The sequence below is a fragment of the Streptomyces laculatispora genome (assembly GCF_017353455.1).
GTDB lineage: Bacteria > Actinomycetota > Actinomycetes > Streptomycetales > Streptomycetaceae > Streptomyces > Streptomyces laculatispora.
This window is the reverse complement of record NZ_JAFMPZ010000510.1, coordinates 1-17,220: the sequence shown is the minus strand read 5'-3', so window position 1 is coordinate 17,220 and position 17,220 is coordinate 1. Positions and strand designations below refer to the sequence as shown.

Here is a 17,220-nt window from a genome sequence, read left to right as displayed (position 1 = left end):
GGTGATTTCAGGGCTGCTCCTTTAGCTCTGATACCGGCTTTCCAGGGACGTGGCCGCTGCGTCGGCCACGTCCGCCCTTGGGCCTGCCACACAGGACTCCAGGAACGTGTGGACTCGTTCACCGGGCCATTCTGTGGCCGCTACTGCGGCCCAGAAGCGTAGTCCGTCATAGGGATCCAGCGGATCGAGGAAGTCCAGGACGCGGTCGACGGTCCCGGCGTCCAGGACCGCGCGCAATGCAGCGACGGCGCGCAGGGCACCGTCGACAAGCGATGGATCTCCACGATCCAGACACCATTCCAGTGGGGCTGCGAAACCTTCTTGAGGGCTTCGCAGCCTCACGATTGAGTCACCCAGGGCCAGGTGCAGTGCGGTGTCGTCCGTGGGTTGCTTGGCCAGTTCAGCCAGGAACCCGACGGCGGGCCGGTAACCGCATGCCCCAAGAGCCATGATCATTTCATACTGGGTTTCCCAGGTGCGGCGGTCGCCGATTTCGCCTTGGAGCGAGTGGAGCAGCGCAGGGCCCGCCGTTTCGTCCGCCAGTTTACGTAGTCGCTTCGCGGCCGAACGACGTTTCGCCGATGCTCTGTCGCTCAGCTGAATGATCGCGTTTTCCAAGGTCAGTGCCATCGTCCGTCCTCCTGAGGGCCCTCGCCAGTGCGTCAAACGCTAGACGATGTGGAAAACAGCGACCAACTGGCTGCCCTCTGCCGGCCCCCCGCCCGGACCCATCCGTTCAGCACTCCCTGCACGGTGCCGCGGTGAGTGCCGCGCGTCGCGTCTGCCGCCTGGCCCTCGGCAGGGCCGCGCGATGATCTCCCGGTAGGTGTCGTGGGACAGGTGCCGGCCGCGGTGCCGTAGCACTCAGTTCTACGGTTCGGCGAAGTCCTCACAGTCATGAGCACGCCACGCACGTGGGGCCGATCTGCAAAGCCGTCAAGGCAGGCGAAACGGTGCAGTACTCGACAACACCTGTCTGCGCACCCGGCGGAAATCCGATTCCCATCGCGCCGAAGTTCTCGGCTCACGGGAACAGGGGGTTCGAGCTCAGCGGGTGGTTCGAAAATCCGGCCTCGGGGGTGCGAACCGGCCGGTGACGAACTGCCGTAACTACGCATGAATCCGGGGGACCACAGGCAGTAGCCTCTGGTCCCCCGGTCGTTCAAGGAGACGTATGTCCCGCACCACCCCCTCACGTCCGATCGACATCGAGAGGGTCTTCCCGGACCTCGCCGTTTATCGCCGCACTGCGACGCGACTGCACCCACGCCCGGGAGCGCCAGAGGCCGGAGACAGCTCAGTGGGCGGGCTGCTCCTCTGGCCGGCGGATGAGCTGTGGCCTGTCTGTAGGGAGCGGCACCGGCGGGGGTACGGGGAGCGGACGGCGGACGTGCGGCTGCGCCGTCGCATCCTCGCCGAGGCGTGGAGCCGGGTTCCCGCTCCGGGGCAGCGTCCTGGCCCCACGGACGAGGAGGGCGACCTGCTCCGATCACTCAAGCGTGGGCGCCATGCCCCCTCGCTCGGAGACACGGACCCGACTCCCCTCCTTGCGGTGGCCCAGTTGTTCCGGCGGGACGTACTCGACCTCGGCGGGCCGACCGATCACGATCTGCTTCAGATCCTGTGGTGCCCGTTCGATGGGCATCACGGCCGCCATGAGCCCGCTGTCACTCTGGTCTGGCGCCGGTCTTCCGAGGCCGGTGGCGTCCTGGCCGTTCAGCCGGAACCCGAAGTGGTCGGCTCCGAGGGATACGTGCCCGCGTCGTGCACGCTCGACCCCGAGCAGGTCGTCGAGCATCCGGACATCGAGGTGCTCCCGGACGGCCTGCGGGAGCGCATCGACGCGTGGGAGGGCGACGAGGAAGACCTGGACGAGGACTCGGTCCTCTACCGGTCGGATCTGTCGGTCGCGCCGGGCTGGAAGGCCGGAGGGTTCGCATCCTGGCACGGGACGGGCCGCGCCGACGTGCTCTGCTCGTGCGGGGCTCGGACGGACCTTCTGGTGACGGTGGCGAGCAAGGAGTGGGACGGCGGCAGCCGCAGCTGGATTCCGTCGGAGGACCGGGCGGCGTCGCAGGATATGGACGCCAACACGCCCACCCAAGTCACCGTGGGCCGCTGGGGCTCCATGAACGTCTTCCTCTGCCAGGCGGACTTCACACACCCGCCGCAGCTCAGCCTCCAGGGCTGAGATCCGCCGCACGTGTCGAAGCGGCTGCCTGGTCTGTGTGAGGCAGCGAGCGGTCGGTGTGGGAGCCGTGACCGGCGCCCTCGGCGGCGCGGTCGGCGGCGCGGCGTCGGGTGCGGTGGGCCGTCTGCTCGCCGGTGTCGGCGGCAAGGCGCTGAACGGTGCGGCGATGGGCGCTGCGGAAGGCGCGGTCGGTTACGGCGTCTCCTGCGTGACCAGCGAGGAGGGCTGCAGCGTCTCCGGCGCGGCGAAGGCCTCGGCGGTGGGTGCGATGACCGGTGGGGTGTTCGGCGCGGCGGCGAGCAGGTTCGGCCGCAAGGGCTGCGGCACTAGTACTCCTGCCGGACTTTGGTGTTCCTGCTCGAGTACTAGGCACCCACTCCCAAGAAATGCAGCACCGCCAGTACCCGGCGGTGGTCGGCGCCCGCCTTGGGGAGGTCGAGTTTGGCGAGGATGTTGTTGATGTGCTTGGCGACCGCGCTCTCGCCGACCACGAGCTGGGCGGCGATGCCCGCGTTGGAGCGGCCCTCGGCCATCAGGGCCAGCACCTCGCGTTCGCGGGCCGTCAGCCGCTCCAGCGGATCGCTCGGCCGCCGCACCAATAGCTGGGCGACGACCTGCGGGTCGAGCGCGGTACCGCCGTCCGCCACCCGTTGTAGCGCCTCGATGAACTCCTCGACATCCGCGACCCGCTGTTTGAGCAGATAGCCCACCCCGCTGATGTTGGCGGCGAGCAGGTCGGCCGCATAGCGCTCCTCGACGTACTGGGAGAGCATCAGTACCGCGGTCGACGGCCGGCTCCGGCGGATCGACAGCGCGGCACGCACCCCCTCGTCCGTGAAGCCGGGCGGCATCCGGACGTCCACCACAGCCAGGTCGGGCCGATGCTTCTCGACTGCGGTCAGCAGCCCGTGTGCGTCGCCCACCTCGGCCGCCACCTCGAAGCCGGCCATCTCCACCACCTTGACCAGTCCGACCCGCAGCAGCACGGAGTCCTCGGCGATCACGGCACGCCGCACATCGGGCATCTCACACCTCACATCGGCTGACTCTTGTCCCGTGCCAGGCGCGGCACTCCTCATCTCGGGCACGGCAGCTCCACGCTCATCATGGTCGGGCCCCCCACGGGGCTGCTCATCCGGAATGTTCCGTCCACGGACCGCACGCGCTGGGCAAGCCCCGTAAGGCCGCTCCCCTTGGAGGGATCGGCGCCACCCAGACCATCGTCGGCGATCACCACCCGCAGTATCTCGCCCAGCCGGGTGACCGTCACATCTGCCCGGGTCAACTCCCGTGCGTGCTTGGCGACATTCGTCAGCGCCTCGGAGACCACGAAGTACGCGACCGCCTCGATCGCCGGCACCAGTCGTTGCGGCAGATCCACACGCAGCCGTACGGGCAGCGGGGCGCGGGCCGCGAGTCCCGACAGCGCCGCATCCAGACCGAGTTCGTCCAGGACGGCCGGGTGCAGCCCACGCACAAGACTGTTCAGCTCCTCGATCGCCTCCTTCGCCTCCCGGTGCGCCGTGTCGATCACCTCCCGCGCCTCCGGCGGCAGATCCGCCAGCGTGGCCTTGGCCAGACCCAGATTCAGCGCCAGCGACACCAGTCGCTGCTGGGCGCCGTCGTGCAGATCCCTTTCGATACGTCGCCGTTCGGCATCCGCGGCGTCCACCGCCCCGGCCCGGCTCTCGGTGAGGTCCTCGACCCGCCGCGCCAGGTCCTCTTCCCTGCTGCGGCCGAGCAGGGCGGGCACCACATGGCTCTCAAGGCGTACGAGGGCGGCGGCCAGACCCGGGACGGTGGCCAGCACGACCAGCCCTGCCACGGAGACGTACCCCGCCTGTGCGGAGTAGCCGAGATGCTCGATCCGCCACTGCCAGGGCAACGCGTAGACCCACACAAAGGTCAGCGACGCGGTCACCCCGGCCACCAGCAGCCCCACCACCAACACTTCGAGCCAGCCGAACAGCGCCCCGACCAGGCAGTGGTAACCGAACTGGCGCCACGGCCGCCGCCACCCCGGGCGGGGGATGTCGATCCCGAGCAGCTGCAGCACCAGCGTGAACCCCAGGACCGCCGCCCATCCTGCCCCGTGCACCACGATGACCTCCCACACCTGGCCGAAGATCACGAGCAGCAGGAACCCCATGAGGAGGTGTAGCGGCACCCCTAGAGCCAGGAAGGACGTATCGCGGGTCAGGCGGTTGAGCGCACGTCGCTGCCTGGGCGGGATTTTCATGGTCCAACCGTAGGTGCCGGGCGCCGTAGCCTGCCATGCAACTGCCGTCCGTATCAGGGGTATAGCTAGTGCCACCCCAAGACGGACAGCGGTGTTACTGACTCCTGCCGACGGAAATCGGATGGTTGGTCACGAGCCCGACGGCCGGGTTCGTGACACCGGAGGAGACCTCCGCCGTGGCCCTCATTGCCTTCACCTCCCCTGCCCAAAAGGGTAGTTGCCCCACATTCGGCGCCGCCCGCGGTTCCGCGCACCTCAGTCGCGCCCGCTGCTGGCAGAGCCGCATACTGACGGGCACGGGCCTCGCCCTGCTGCCCTGGCTCGGCTACCTCGCCGGCACCCTGCCGCCCGCCGAGGCCGCCGCCTGGGTCACCCTCGACGCCCTGGAGGCCGCCGCGCTGCTCACCGCCGGCAGCCGCCTGCTGTGCGCCGACACTCGTCACCGCGCGCCCGCGGCCGCCGCGGCGGTGCTCCTCCTCGCCGACGCCTGCATCGATCTCGCCACTGCCGCCCCCGGCCCGGAACTGGCCACCGCCGTCGTCATGGCCGCGGCCGCGGAACTCCCTCTCGCGGCCCTGTGCGCGGCGCTCGCCACACGCCCGGCGCGGGGTGCCTAGAGCATTCCGCACTCCCGCCACACTCCCCACCGCCAAGGCCGTTGACCAGGAGAAGTACAGAAGTCCGGCTGGAGTACTAGAGCCCCGATTCATCGCCCTCCCATCCGGGCTGCATCTGTCCACTTCCCCACTGCGGCTGCTGCGACGGGGGTTGGCCGCTCGGCGACGACAGATCGGCACCCGGCGGCGGCTGCCCTGCAGCCGCCAGGCGCTGACGGCCCTGGCCCACCTGCGCTGCAACCACACTGTCGCCGAGCTCGCAGCCAGATTCCGCGTGGGTCTGCCCCCAGCCGTACCACCGCGCGAAGTCGAATACCAAGCTGCGGAGGAACGTCTGGGGCTCTGCGGCCTCCTGTGGCACTTCCGCCCGGATCCGCCGTGGTGTCCTGGCCCGTTCAAGGAGACGCATGTCCCCCACGCACCCGCCGCAGCTCAGCTTCCAGGGCTGAGGTCCGCCGCCGACGCCGAGGCGGCGGCCTGGAGGATATGGGCAGGTTTGCCGGTCTCCAGGTGGTGAAGGCCGTACTCGTCAGCGCGCGGACCGCTCCGCCCGCGTGGCCCCGGCGCTCTGCGCCGAGTATCGCGCCGCCTCCCTGATCGCCGTCACCGCGTCGGCGGTGCGGCGCGGCGACGATCGAACCGTACGGCTGAACTCGACGTGCAGGAAAGGGAGTTCGGCCGCCGCCGCAGCTCGGCCCTGGACGTTCGTGCGGCCCTCCAGGGAGCAGCGGCGCACCCAGACCCGGCAGACGTCGAAGCCCTCCCGCTTCAGTGCGGCCGCCAGCCCCTCGCCCCAGGCGCGGCCGTGGTCGCCCTTCCCGGTGGAGACGATCACGTCGTAGTCCGGCTCGGTGGAGTCGGCGTAGCCGTGGAGCTGGATGCCGGGCAGCCGGTGGGCGACCAGCTCGTCGCAGACCGCGTGGAAGACGGTGTCCCGGCGGTGGGCGACGTCGGCCGCGCCGCCCTCGCCCGCCCTGCGGTTCGCGCCCGCCAGGACCATGACCCCGCCCGGTGTGGCCCGCCAGGCGCCCACACCCAGCTTCTCGCTGTCGGCGTCGGCGACCGGGTGGGGGACTTGGACGGACCAGGTCGCGGCCGGGCGGGACAGGTCGATGTACACGCGCCCCCAGCCGCGGGCGGACTCCGGGGCCCGGTCGGCGATCTCGGCGAAGCGCCGGCCGGTGGCCGTGTCCGTGAAGGTGCTGACCCCGAAGTCGACCTCGGCGAGGAGCCGTGCGGCGTCCTTGTGGCGGCCGTCGAGATAGAGCCCGACGCCGTCGGCGATGGTGCGGCGGTCCAGGGCCGTCGGCGGGTGGAAGGCGCTGCGGCGGATCGCGCCCTGGGTGAAGTCGTCGATCCGGTCTGCCAGGTCGACGCCGTCATGGGGCTGGGCATGCTGCGGCCGGCCCTTGTCGGAATCCCCTCCTCCGGAGGGAGTGACGAGCACCACAACAGCCGCTACGACAGCTGTGACCAGCAATGTTGCAGAGATCGTCGAACCTTTGGCCCATTTGCTCGTCATATTCGAGTAAAAATACATGGGTGATCCGACGTCTTTATACTCCCTTCACCTCTCGCGCCGCCCTGGCCGGGCTCCTCGCCCTGGCCACTACGGGCTGCTCCCTCCTGGGCAGTGATGCCGGGTCAGGCGGGAGCGATCCGGCCAAGAGCGCGGGGACGTCGTTCACCGTCGCCGCGGCCGGTGACATCCTGATTCACCCGCCGCTGATCGAGCAGGCCCGCAAGGACGCGAAGGCCGAGGGGAAGCAGGGGCTCGACTTCTACCGGCTCATGGCCGGGGTGAAGCCCGTCATCTCCCGTGCCGACCTGGCGATCTGCCACTTCGAGCCGGTGGTGGGCAAGCCGAACGGACCCTTCCGCAGCTACCCGGACTTCCTGGTGCCGCCGCAGATCACCACCGCGGTGAAGCAGATCGGTTACGACACCTGCTCGAGCGCGTCGAACCACACCCTCGACCACGGCCAGGCCGGTGTGAAGCGCACCCTGGACGCCCTCGACGAGGCCGGGCTGAAGCACACCGGTTCGGCGCGCAGCAAGGCCGAGGCCGACAAGCCGCTGATCATGGATGTGAAGGGCGTCAAGGTCGCGCAGCTCTCGTACGCCTTCGGCTTCAACGGGCGCGAGGTCCCGGCCGGTACGCCCTGGATCGTCAACCAGAACGACTTCGACCGGATCAAGGAAGCCGAGAAGCGGGCCCGCGCGGCCGGCGCCGATGTGGTCATCCTGAGCATCCACTGGGGGCGCGAGCACCACCCCGAGCCGAGCTCCGCGCAGATCAAGCTGGCGCGCAGGATCGCCCGGGAGACCGGCATCAACCTGGTCATCGGCCATCACGCCCATGTCGTGCAGCCGATGGAGAAGGTCGACGGGACCTGGATCGCATACGGACTGGGCAACCAGGTCGCCCGGCACGACGTGCCGTCCGGACTGACCGAGGAAGGCGTCGTCGGCTGGTTCGAGTTCCACAAGAGCGGCGGCTCGTGGGACGTGAAGGCGCGGTACGTGCCGACGCTCATCACCATTCCGCCCGACGCGGACGAGGCGAACCCGGCGCCCTCCGACGCGGTCCAGGACCACCGGCTCGTCGATCTGGCCGCGGCGCTGCGCGACGACAAGAAGCTGACGCCCGAGGAACGGGCCCGCTACCGGCTGGCGTTCGAGCGCACCCAGGGCACGATGCTCAACCGCGGGGCCGCGCAGGACGGCCTGAAACCGCTGGAGGACCTGCCCGGCTGACCTCCGGGCGGCGGAGGCCGGGCGAGGGGGCCGAACCGCGACGGTCGGGCGAGGCCGGGCCGTGCGGGCGGGAGCAGCCGGGCCGTGCAGCCGTTGGGTGAAGACGGCCGGTGAAGACAGTCGGGTGAAGACGGCCAGGTGAACACGGGATGTCTCCGGGGTTTACCTGGCCTCCTCTGTGGCTTGATCTGAGTGGCCTGCGTCACAACTGCCCTCTTCGCTACAACCGTTCGGAATGCGAACGAGTCATGATCTTCCGCGTGGACGTTCGATTCTTCGGGCGTGTCAACGCGCCCTGAAGTCCGATACGTCCGGAAAGAAACAGAAGCCGCGGAAGTTCAGCAGCAAGCGGAAATTCCGTTTGCTCCTGCAGTGTCGACAGCTCCTGCAGCGCCGGTAGTACCAGAAACGCAAGAAGTTCCAGAAGGGATGCACCATGGCCGCCTCGCCTGTGAAGCGGCGACACAAGGTCCGCCGCCGGGCTGATATGTCGCTGTTGGGTGGTATACGGCCGCCCATCGCGGTCCTCTCGGTCCTGCTGCTCTCACTGGCCGCCATCACCGCGCTCGGTCTGGGCCGCACGGCGCAGGACCGGGTGCCCGAGGCGGTACTGACCTCGCAGCAGCAGTTCGCCGAGGACGGCGCCATCGCGCTGCGCGCGTCCATCGACGAGAGCTTCACCGACCTGGGGCGGACCGCCGGTCTGTTCAACGCCGCGGACCCGGTCTCTCCCGACGCCGTGCTCGACAAGATCAGCAGCGTCTACCAGAAGTGGACCGGCACAGCGGTCGTCGAGATCTCCTCCGGCAAGCTGCTCGCCGCCCGCGGTGAGAACGTCCCCCTCGCCGCGATCGACACCACCAAGCTCAGCGGCAAGGACGCGCTCGGCCCTCGCATGGTGAAGCTGGCCAACGGAGAGACCCGGCTGCTCTCCTTCGCGCTGCTCTCCTGGCCCGGCGCCCCGCAGCAGCTCCTGGTCGCCTCCAGCAATCTGCGGTTCCCCGGCATCAGCCTGGGCCAGTTCCGCTCCATCGCCGTCATCGACGCGGACGCCGACATCCTCTCCAGCGACGGCATCCCGCAGCCCGAGCAGTTGCTCACCGACACCCAGCGCGCCGACGCCAAACGCGCCGACAAGCAGCTGAAGAGCTTCGCGAAGACCGCCTCGGTCAAGGTCCGACAGCACCCCATGTCCGCCAAGGAGCCCGGCTCCGGCGGCTTCCCCGGCGTCAGCGGCAGCCTGCTGGGCAGCCTGCACACGGGCGACCGGAGCGTCGCCGGCTACGCCTCGCTCGCCGGCGTCCAGCCCGGCGAGCCCACTGTCGCCACCGGCCTCGGCCTCAGCGTCGTCGCCATGGTCGCGGTGGCCGAGAACCCCACCGCCGCCGCCGGCCCGTTCTTCGGCCTGGTGGCCGCGGGCGCCCTGGTCGTCGTCGGCGCACTCGCCGTCGCGCTGCTCCTGGGCACCGTCCAGCGGCCGCTGATCCGGCTCTTCCTGGAGAGCCGGCGGCTGACCCGCGGCGACCTCACCCGACCGGTCAGCGTCCCCTCGTACGGCGAAGCGGCCCGGATCGGGAACTCCCTGGAACGGCTGCGCCGTCAGCTGCTCGGTGAGGACCGGTCCGCCGAGCCGCCCCGGCGCGGCCGGTTCGGCACCCGCGGACTGATCCTCGTCTGCGGGGTGCTGGTACTCGCCTGGTGCGGACCGATGCTGCTGCTCCTCAACCGGGCCGATGACACCGCCGTCGTACCGCAGCAGCTGGTGAACGACCAGCGCGAGCGGACCGACACCCTCACCGACCGGGTGCGCCGGGCCCTCAACGAGGGACAGGCGGACCTGCTGTCGGTGGCCACGCTGATCGGCGCCGGCACCTCGCCCGCCGATATGCGCACCGTCCTGGAGCGCACCCGCCTGGAGCACGACCGCTACCAGTCGCTGTACGTCGTCGACGCCTCCGGAAAGGTCGTCGCGCACGCCGGGGACACCCCGCACGAGCCCGTCGGCAAGCCATCCGGCGCCCAGCCGATCCGGGTGCTGAACGACTCCGGCAAGAAGCCGGTCATCGTCGGTCAGGCCGGGATACCCGGCCGCGACGGCGCCACCGTCGTCGGCGAGTTCCGCATCGACCTCCTCAACGGCCTGCTCAAGCGGCCCGGCCTCGGCCAGATCAACATCGTCGACGACAAGCAGCGGATCATCGGCGGCAACACCGGCTACCGCGCCTTCCAGGAGCTGCCCGGCGAACGGCTGCGGACGCTCGTGACGGGCACCAACCAGAAGACCGGCGTCAGCATGCACCCCAGCGGCATCCTGTACCGCGACGGCGGCAAGGTGCAGATCGCCGCGGCCGCGCCCTTCGTCGGCGGCGGGGCGGCGAAGACCCTCGGCTGGACCGTGGTCAGCCGGCAGCCCGCCAGTTCCCTCGCCATCCCCGAGTACCGGAGGCAGAACCTCACGGTGCTCGCCGGGCTGCTGGGGATGGCCGCGGCCATCGCCTGTCTGGGCTGGCTGCACATCATCGTCGTACGCCCGCTGCGCGCCCTCGCCGATCAGGCCGAGGCGCTCGCCGGCGGTGAGCGGCGCACCGTCCTCTATCCGCGCCACCACGACGAGGTCGGCGCCGTCACCCGGTCCCTGGAGCTGGTACGCCAGCAGCTCCCGGCGCAGCAGAAGCGCGAGCCCGCGCCGACGGCGCCCACGACCTACGCCGAAAGGACCTGACCGGCCGTGCTGTTCCTTTACACCGTGCTGGTGGTGTGCTGCGCGATCCTGCTGACAGCGGGCATCGTCGAGCAGCGACGCCACTTCATCAACCTGGAGCGAATACCCGCCCGGGTCCTGGTGAACGGCATCCGCGGTAAGTCCTCCATCACCCGGCTCTGCGCGGGCGCCCTGCGGGGCGGCGATCTGGTGACCGTCGCCAAGACCACCGGTACGGCGGCCCGGTTCATCCACCCGGACGCCACCGAGGAGCCCGTCTATCGCAAGTTCGGCCTGGCCAACGTCGTCGAGCAGATCGGCATCGTGCGCCGCGCCGCGGCGTACGACCCGCAGGCCCTGGTCATCGAGTGCATGGCAGTGATGCCGGCGCTCCAGGAGATCAACCAGTCCAAGCTGATCCGCTCCACGATCGGCGTGCTCTGCAACGTGCGCGAGGACCATCTGGCCGAGATGGGCCCGACCCTCGACGACGTGGCGCGCTCGCTCTGCCGCTCCATGCCGGAGGGCGGCATCTGCGTGACCGCCGAGGTCGACCGGTTCGCGATCCTCCAGGAGGAGGCCGACGCCCGCGACTGCGAGCTCATCTACGCCGACCCCGAGACCGTGAGCGACGCGGAGCTGCGCGGCTTCAGCTGGTTCACCTTCAAGGAGAACGTGGCCATCGCGCTGAAGGTCGCCGAACTGCTCGGCGTGGAGCGGGAAACCGCGCTGAAGGGGATGTACGAGGCCCCGCCGGACCCGGGAGTCCTCTCCGTCGAGCGGTATCTGACGCCGGACGGCAAGAAGCTGCGGTTCGCCAACGTCTTCGCGGCCAACGACCCCGAGTCCACGCTGATGAACGTCAACCAGCTGCTGGACCTGGGCGCCGTCCATCGTCCGCTGAACGTCGTCATCAACTGCCGCCCCGACCGGGTCGAACGCAACGGCCAGATGGGCGAGATCATCCCCGATCTCCAGCCCGACAAGGTCTTCGTCATCGGCCACCCGGCCAAGAGCGCCATCGACGCGATCCCCGCCGAGTGGCGCAGCCGCGCGGTGGACCTGGGCGGCGACCGGCGCGATCCGGAGGAGTTCATGCGGGAGCTGCTCGGCGGCCTCGGCCCCGACTCGTCACTGATCGCCATCGGCAACATCCACGGACAGGGCGAGCTGCTGCTGGAGCATCTCAGCGAACTCCCGCCCGACGAGACCCCGGACGAGCAGCCCGACGACGCCCCGGACGGGCAGCCCGAGGAGACTCCGGACGAGCAGCCGAAACCGCACGCTCCGCAGGACATCCGTCACGACGAGACGCTGGCGCTCCAGCAGTACCGGCCGCATCTGGACCCGTACGCGCCCTACCCGGAGGCGTACGAGACCCGCTACCAGCCGCACCCCACGGTCCAGGCGCAGGTGCTGGCGCAGGTGCCGGCCCAGGCCCGGCCGCGCGGCATGTTCGAGCCCGCGCTGCACCCGGACCCCCAGCACCAGCAGCACCAGCAGCCGGAGCATGAGCAGCAGCAGCAGCAGCCGCAGCCGCAGCAGCCGCAGCACCAGCAGCACCAGCAGCCCGTACAGCCGTACCGGCACGGGCAGCCGGATCCGGACGGGCAGCAGCCCCCGCAGGACCCTTACCAGCAGAGCCGGCAGAACAGCGCAGGAGACCCCCGTTGATTCCCACCGTCCTGACGCCCGAGATCGCCGCCATCGGCATCGCGCTCGGCCTGATGTTCTCCCTGGTCTGCTATCTGACGACCAACCTCTCACCCGGCGGCATGATCACCCCCGGCTGGCTGGCGCTGACCCTCGTCGAGGATCTCCAGCGCGCGGCCATGGTGGTCGGCGTCACCGTCCTCACGTACGTCTCCGTGCTGCTGCTCCAGAAGGTCGTCATCCTCTACGGGAAGCGGCTGTTCTCCGCGGTGGTGCTGACCGGGGTCATCCTCCAGGCGACGGTGATGATCGTGCTCCAGGTGGAGTTCCCGCTGATGTACGCCAACCAGACCCTCGGCTTCATCGTCCCGGGTCTCATCGCCTACCAGCTGGTTCGCCAGCCGAAGGGCGCGACTCTGCTGGCCACCGGCTCGGTCTCGCTGCTCGCCTACGTCGTCCTGACCGCCGGCATCCTGCTCGGCGCCCTTCCGTCTGCCTGAGGTGATCTCATGACCGCTCCCCGTACCAAGCAGTCCAAGCGCCCCCGCCAGATCCTGCACGCCGTCGCGGTGGTCGGGCTGCTCGCCGGCAGCGCGTATTTCACGGTCGAACTTCGCAAGGACGAACAGGCCAAGGCGCCCGCCGTCCAGGCCATCACGGACAAGCCGGCCGGCGCCGCGCTGAAGTCCGGGAAAGAGACCTGGGAACGGCTGAACGCACCCGCCCGTACGGTCCTGCGCGACGCCGGTGGCAAGGTCCTGGCCACCTTCACCGACCACGCCCGCACCGCCACACTCACCGGCCCCTCCCGTACCTTCGCCGAACCCACCAACACCAAGTCCCGGGTGGTCACCGAGAGCTGGGTGCGGCTGATGCCGGAGAAGTGGAAGAAGGGCTCCGAGAAGCAGCAGTGGTTCAAGGACTGGTTCAAGACCTACTACGGCAGCGAGGAGGACGACCTGTTCGCCTTCGCCTTCCAGTACGTCGAGGGGGCGCCGGTCAAGAAGGACGACGAAGGGGTCTCCTACGCCGGGGACGCCCAGTTCGGACCCATCAACCCGAACGGCAGCGAGGGCAACGACCTGCGCCTGGAGCAGTCGGACTTCTTCGACTACCTGGGCATCCCCTACACCTTCCGCAACGGCGTCACCCGTCAGCCCGAGAAGCAGCGCTACCGGTCCATGGACTGCTCGGGCTTCATGCGGACGATCCTCGGCTACCGCGCCCGCTACCCGCTCGCCCCCCTCGACGGCCAGGGCGACGGACTGCCCCGCACCGCCAACGGCATCGCCCGCTCCAAGCTCGGCGCCGATGTGATCCCGCTCAAGGGCATATCGGCTGCGGACCGGCCCACCTCGATCGATGTGCTGCAACCGGGCGACCTGGTCTTCTTCAAGCTCGACCAGCGCACCGGGCAGCGGCTGGACCACATCGGCATGTACATGGGCCACGACTCGGACGGCCACCTGATCTTCGTCTCCAGCCGGGAGGAAGTGAACGGCCCGACCATCGGCGACAAGGGCGGCACCTCACGCCTCGACGGAAACGGCTACTACGCGGCGACCCTGCGCAGCGCGAAGCGGCTCTAGGTTCTTCGTGCGGATCAGGCCGGATCAGGGAGCGGATGCCGCGGACCGGCGGGCGGCACGGGCCAGTTCACCCAATGGTCGCCCCTCGGTCACACCCGGAATCCGCTCCCGACACTTTGACCGGCTGATGTACATTCGTGCTGATCTCGCTGGTGGTGCCTTGTTTCAACGAGCAAGAGATACTCGAACGCTTCCATGAACGCGTGACGGATGAGATGACCCGGCTGGGTCACGCGTTCCAACTCGTGTACGTCGACGACGGGAGCACGGACCGGACCCTGCCGATTCTGCGGCAGCTGGCCGCCGCCGATCCGCGGGCCCGCTACGTCTCCTTCAGCCGCAACTTCGGCAAGGAGGCCGCCATGCTGGCCGGCCTCCAGCACGCCGAGGGCGACGCCGTCGTCATCATGGACGCCGACCTCCAGCATCCGCCGGAGCTCGTCGGCCGGATGCTGGAGGAGCACGCGCACGGCTACGACCAGGTGATCGCCCGGCGCACCCGCAAGGGCGACCGCGTCACCCGGACGCTCACCGCACGCGCCTACTACTGGCTGATCAACCGGCTGGTGGACGTGGAACTCGTGGACGGCGTAGGGGACTTCCGGCTGCTGTCGCGCCGGGCCGCCGACGCCGTGCTCGAACTCACCGAATACAACCGGTTCTCCAAGGGCCTCTTCGCCTGGGTCGGATTCCCCACCACGACGTTCAGCTACGAGAACGCCGTCCGCGAAGAGGGCCGCTCCGCCTGGACCTTCGGGAAACTGCTGAACTACGGGCTCGACGGGCTGCTCTCGTTCAACAACAAGCCGTTGCGCGCCGCGCTCTACCTCGGCCTGCTGCTGATGTCCCTCGCCCTCGTCTACTCCGGGTGGATCGTCGGCGTCGCCCTGGTGAAGGGCGTCGACACGCCCGGATACGTCACCCTCCTCGTCGCGGTCACCGCCCTCGCCGGGGTCCAGATGGTGATGGTCGGGGTGGTCGGGGAGTACGTCGGCCGTATCTACTACGAGGTGAAGCGCCGCCCGCACTACCTGGTGCAGGACACCAACACCCGGGTCCGCAGGCCGGCCCCGGAGCCGGAACCCCTGGAGTTCGTACGCCGATGACGGTCAAGGCACAGCTGGCACGCTTTGCCCTCGTGGGCGTCGTGAACACCGGCACGTACTACGGCTGCTACCTCGCCCTGCTGACCCGGCTGCCCTACATAGCCGCGCACGTGGCCGCCTTCGCGCTCAGCATGACCGGGTCGTTCTTCCTCAACTCCTGGTTCACCTACCGGACCCGGCCCACCTGGCGGAAGTTCCTGCTCTTCCCGCTCACCAACGCCGCCAACTTCGTCATCACCACCGGCGGTGTCTACCTGCTGGTCGACCTGGCCGGGTTCAGCAGCCGGTACGCCCCGCTGGTCGCGGCCGCGGCGGCGATCCCGATCACCTTCGTGGTCTCGCGCACGATCATGCTGCGGCCGGACGTACCGCCGAAAACGTCCCTGCCGGTGCGCTGAGCGGGGCTCCGGGGAGCCCACATCCCCAACTCCTTCCGAATCGTTGGTCGAATCGGTGGCCCGGACCGGTTCCACTGCCTAACATCGATCACCGCAAGGCTTTGTGCACCGCCGCACAATCTCCTCGGGAGGCTCCTTTGCACCGCCGCCGTCGCACCGCGCTCACCGTCTCCGCCGCACTGCTCGTCGCAGCGCCGCTCCTCTCCGCCTGCGGCAGCCAGGCCCGCCCCGGCGCGGCAGCCGTCGTGGGCGGGGACCGGATCGCGGTGTCCACCGTGCAGGCCCAGGCGGCGGACGTGCGTGACGCGCAGGACACCTCCAAGCAGGCGGACCAGGCGACCGACCAGTCCGGCCAGCTCGTCCGCGCCAAGCTGCACGGGATCATCCTTGACCGGGTCCTGGACCGGGCCTCGGCGGACAACGGGGTCACCGTCAGCCGTGCCGAGATCCAGCAGATGCGCCAGTCGGCCGTCGCCCAGTACAAGGGCGAGGAAGGGCTGCGGGCCGCGGTGCTCCAGGAGCGCTGGATCTCCCCCGGCCAGATCGACGCCTTCCTGCGCGAGCAGATCCAGCTGACCAAGCTCGCCCAGGCACTCGGCGCCGACGCGTCGACCCCGGCCGGTACGAAGATCCTCGGCGATGCGCTGACGAAGGCGTCCAAGGCGCTGAAGGTCGACGTCAATCCGCGCTACGGCACCTGGAACAACCAGCAGATCCAGCTCGCGGACTACAAGGCCCCCTGGATCAACCAGGTCACCAAGCCCGCCCAGGCGGCGGCGGAGGCCGGGGCGTAGCAGCGGCCGGGCGGCCGGGTAGATTCGCAGCGTGAACGCTGAAGACCCCGGCCGCATCGTCCTGCTCACCGCCAGCCACCGGGTCGCGCCCGGACTGCTGTCCTGGCCCGCCTGGCAGACGCTGCACGCCGCCGACCGGGTGCTGTGCGCCGAGCCGGACCAGCCCCAGCTGCCGTATCTGCGCGAGGCGGGCATCACCGTCGAGCCGGCCGTTCCGGACGCGCAGGAACTCGTCGGCGCCTGCGCCGGGGGCCGGACCCTGGTGGTGCTCAGCGGTGGCGAGGGGAACCAGCCGCTGACCGACGGACTGGCGAGGCTGGCGGGTTCGGGGCGGGTGCAGATGCCGAACCTGGAGCTGCTGCCCGGTTCCTACGACCTGCCCGGCGCCCGGCTGCTGGATCTGGTCCAGGTCATGGACCGGATCCGGATCGAGTGCCCCTGGACCTCGCAGCAGACCCACAAGGGCCTCGCCAAGTACGCCATCGAGGAGGCGTACGAACTCGTCGAGGCGATCGAGGACGGCAACCGCGAGGAGCTGCGCGAGGAGCTCGGCGACGTACTGCTCCAGGTCGTCTTCCACGCGCGCATCGCCGAGGAGGACGAGGACGAGCCGTTCTCGGTGGACGATGTCGCCGCCACGCTCGTCGAGAAGCTGATCCACCGCCATCCGCACGTCTTCGGTGACGAGACCGCCGAGACCCCGGAGGACGTCCACGCGCACTGGCTGCGGACCAAGGCGATCGAGAAGCAGCGCGAGTCGGTCACCGACGGGGTGCCGCTCGGCCAGCCCGCCCTGGCACTCGCCGCGAAGCTGGCCGGCCGGGTCCGTACCGCCGGACTCGACGTGGCGCTCCCCGACGGCGACGGCATCGGCTACCGGCTCCTGGCGCTGGCGGTGCGCGCCCAGGAGGACGGCACCGACCCGGAGGCCGCCCTGCGGGCCGCGGGCCGCGCCTACCGGGACGCCATCAGGGCGGCGGAGGGCAACGGATAGCCCGGCGCGGGGCACGGCTGCGCGGTCTCGTTCTGGATCACCGCGCCCACGAAGGCGCACCCCACCTCGCAGCCGCCCTGATCCGCACGCGACCACGGAATGCCGACGACGCCCAGGGGTACCTGACTCAGGACCCGGACGAGGCGTCGATCGGGCCGGGGGGATGGCCCCCGGCCCGATC

General features: G+C 69.9%; 16 protein-coding genes. 11 read left to right on the top strand and 5 right to left on the bottom strand.

Features of this window, described 5'->3' with window-relative positions:
• Window positions 1-21: 21 nt before the first annotated feature.
• Entirely contained in the window at window positions 22-630 is a 609-nt protein-coding gene (locus J1C73_RS26665) for a HEAT repeat domain-containing protein (RefSeq protein ID WP_145763916.1), read from the bottom strand.
• A gap of 760 nt (window positions 631-1,390) precedes the next feature.
• On the opposite strand from J1C73_RS26665, the gene J1C73_RS26660 reads away from it, so the two are divergent.
• On the top strand, window positions 1,391-2,191 hold the full coding sequence (locus tag J1C73_RS26660) for a hypothetical protein (RefSeq protein ID WP_307797805.1): 801 nt from the start codon (window positions 1,391-1,393) through the stop codon (window positions 2,189-2,191).
• Window positions 2,192-2,383: 192 nt separating this feature from the next.
• Here J1C73_RS26660 and J1C73_RS35545 read toward each other — a convergent pair whose 3' ends face one another.
• From J1C73_RS35545 to J1C73_RS26650, 3 genes are read right to left on the bottom strand one after another with little or no spacing between them, the layout of a single operon-like run.
• Window positions 2,384-2,518, bottom strand: a complete 135-nt coding sequence (locus J1C73_RS35545; RefSeq protein WP_278186653.1) for a hypothetical protein — start codon at window positions 2,516-2,518, stop codon at window positions 2,384-2,386.
• 38 nt (window positions 2,519-2,556) lie between these two features.
• Window positions 2,557-3,216 (bottom strand): response regulator, encoded by a 660-nt coding sequence (locus tag J1C73_RS26655; protein ID WP_207318620.1) that lies wholly within the window; start codon window positions 3,214-3,216, stop codon window positions 2,557-2,559.
• 50 nt (window positions 3,217-3,266) lie between these two features.
• On the bottom strand, window positions 3,267-4,430 hold the full coding sequence (locus J1C73_RS26650) for a sensor histidine kinase (RefSeq protein WP_207318619.1): 1,164 nt from the start codon (window positions 4,428-4,430) through the stop codon (window positions 3,267-3,269).
• Window positions 4,431-4,606: 176 nt separating this feature from the next.
• Here J1C73_RS26650 and J1C73_RS26645 point away from each other — a divergent pair, with 176 nt between their 5' ends.
• Window positions 4,607-5,047 (top strand): hypothetical protein, encoded by a 441-nt coding sequence (locus J1C73_RS26645; RefSeq protein ID WP_207318618.1) that lies wholly within the window; start codon window positions 4,607-4,609, stop codon window positions 5,045-5,047.
• A 529-nt stretch (window positions 5,048-5,576) separates the two neighbouring features.
• Here J1C73_RS26645 and J1C73_RS26640 read toward each other — a convergent pair.
• Window positions 5,577-6,527 (bottom strand): hypothetical protein, encoded by a 951-nt coding sequence (locus J1C73_RS26640; RefSeq protein ID WP_207318617.1) that lies wholly within the window; start codon window positions 6,525-6,527, stop codon window positions 5,577-5,579.
• A gap of 62 nt (window positions 6,528-6,589) precedes the next feature.
• Between J1C73_RS26640 and J1C73_RS26635 the strand changes: the two genes are divergently transcribed.
• The 9 genes from J1C73_RS26635 to J1C73_RS26595 all read left to right on the top strand — a co-directional run bounded on the left by J1C73_RS26635 (window position 6,590) and on the right by J1C73_RS26595 (window position 17,039).
• Window positions 6,590-7,804 carry a CapA family protein gene (locus J1C73_RS26635; protein WP_372446740.1) on the top strand — a complete coding sequence of 405 codons (1,215 nt, stop codon included), beginning with the start codon at window positions 6,590-6,592 and terminating at the stop codon, window positions 7,802-7,804.
• 487 nt (window positions 7,805-8,291) lie between these two features.
• The gene (locus J1C73_RS26630; protein ID WP_207318624.1) at window positions 8,292-10,526 is read left to right on the top strand and encodes a cache domain-containing protein; all 2,235 of its coding nucleotides are present in this window, start codon (window positions 8,292-8,294) and stop codon (window positions 10,524-10,526) included.
• A 6-nt stretch (window positions 10,527-10,532) separates the two neighbouring features.
• Window positions 10,533-12,179, top strand: a complete 1,647-nt coding sequence (pgsB, locus tag J1C73_RS26625) for a poly-gamma-glutamate synthase PgsB (RefSeq protein ID WP_207318615.1) — start codon at window positions 10,533-10,535, stop codon at window positions 12,177-12,179.
• Entirely contained in the window at window positions 12,176-12,658 is a 483-nt protein-coding gene (locus tag J1C73_RS26620; RefSeq protein WP_073738471.1) for a poly-gamma-glutamate biosynthesis protein PgsC/CapC, read from the top strand. The genes pgsB and J1C73_RS26620 overlap by 4 nt, the downstream gene beginning before the upstream one ends.
• A gap of 9 nt (window positions 12,659-12,667) precedes the next feature.
• Window positions 12,668-13,747, top strand: coding sequence for an NlpC/P60 family protein (locus J1C73_RS26615; protein ID WP_207318614.1), 1,080 nt, complete (start codon window positions 12,668-12,670; stop codon window positions 13,745-13,747).
• Window positions 13,748-13,884: 137 nt separating this feature from the next.
• A complete protein-coding gene (locus tag J1C73_RS26610; protein ID WP_123459764.1) occupies window positions 13,885-14,853 on the top strand; it encodes a glycosyltransferase family 2 protein in 969 nt (322 codons plus the stop codon).
• Entirely contained in the window at window positions 14,850-15,251 is a 402-nt protein-coding gene (locus J1C73_RS26605; RefSeq protein ID WP_207318613.1) for a GtrA family protein, read from the top strand. Before J1C73_RS26610 ends, J1C73_RS26605 begins: the two co-directional genes overlap by 4 nt.
• A gap of 137 nt (window positions 15,252-15,388) precedes the next feature.
• Window positions 15,389-16,045 carry a SurA N-terminal domain-containing protein gene (locus tag J1C73_RS26600; RefSeq protein WP_207318612.1) on the top strand — a complete coding sequence of 219 codons (657 nt, stop codon included), beginning with the start codon at window positions 15,389-15,391 and terminating at the stop codon, window positions 16,043-16,045.
• Between the two features lie 31 nt (window positions 16,046-16,076).
• A complete protein-coding gene (locus J1C73_RS26595) occupies window positions 16,077-17,039 on the top strand; it encodes a nucleoside triphosphate pyrophosphohydrolase (protein ID WP_207318611.1) in 963 nt (320 codons plus the stop codon).
• The last annotated feature ends 181 nt before the right edge of the window (window positions 17,040-17,220 follow it).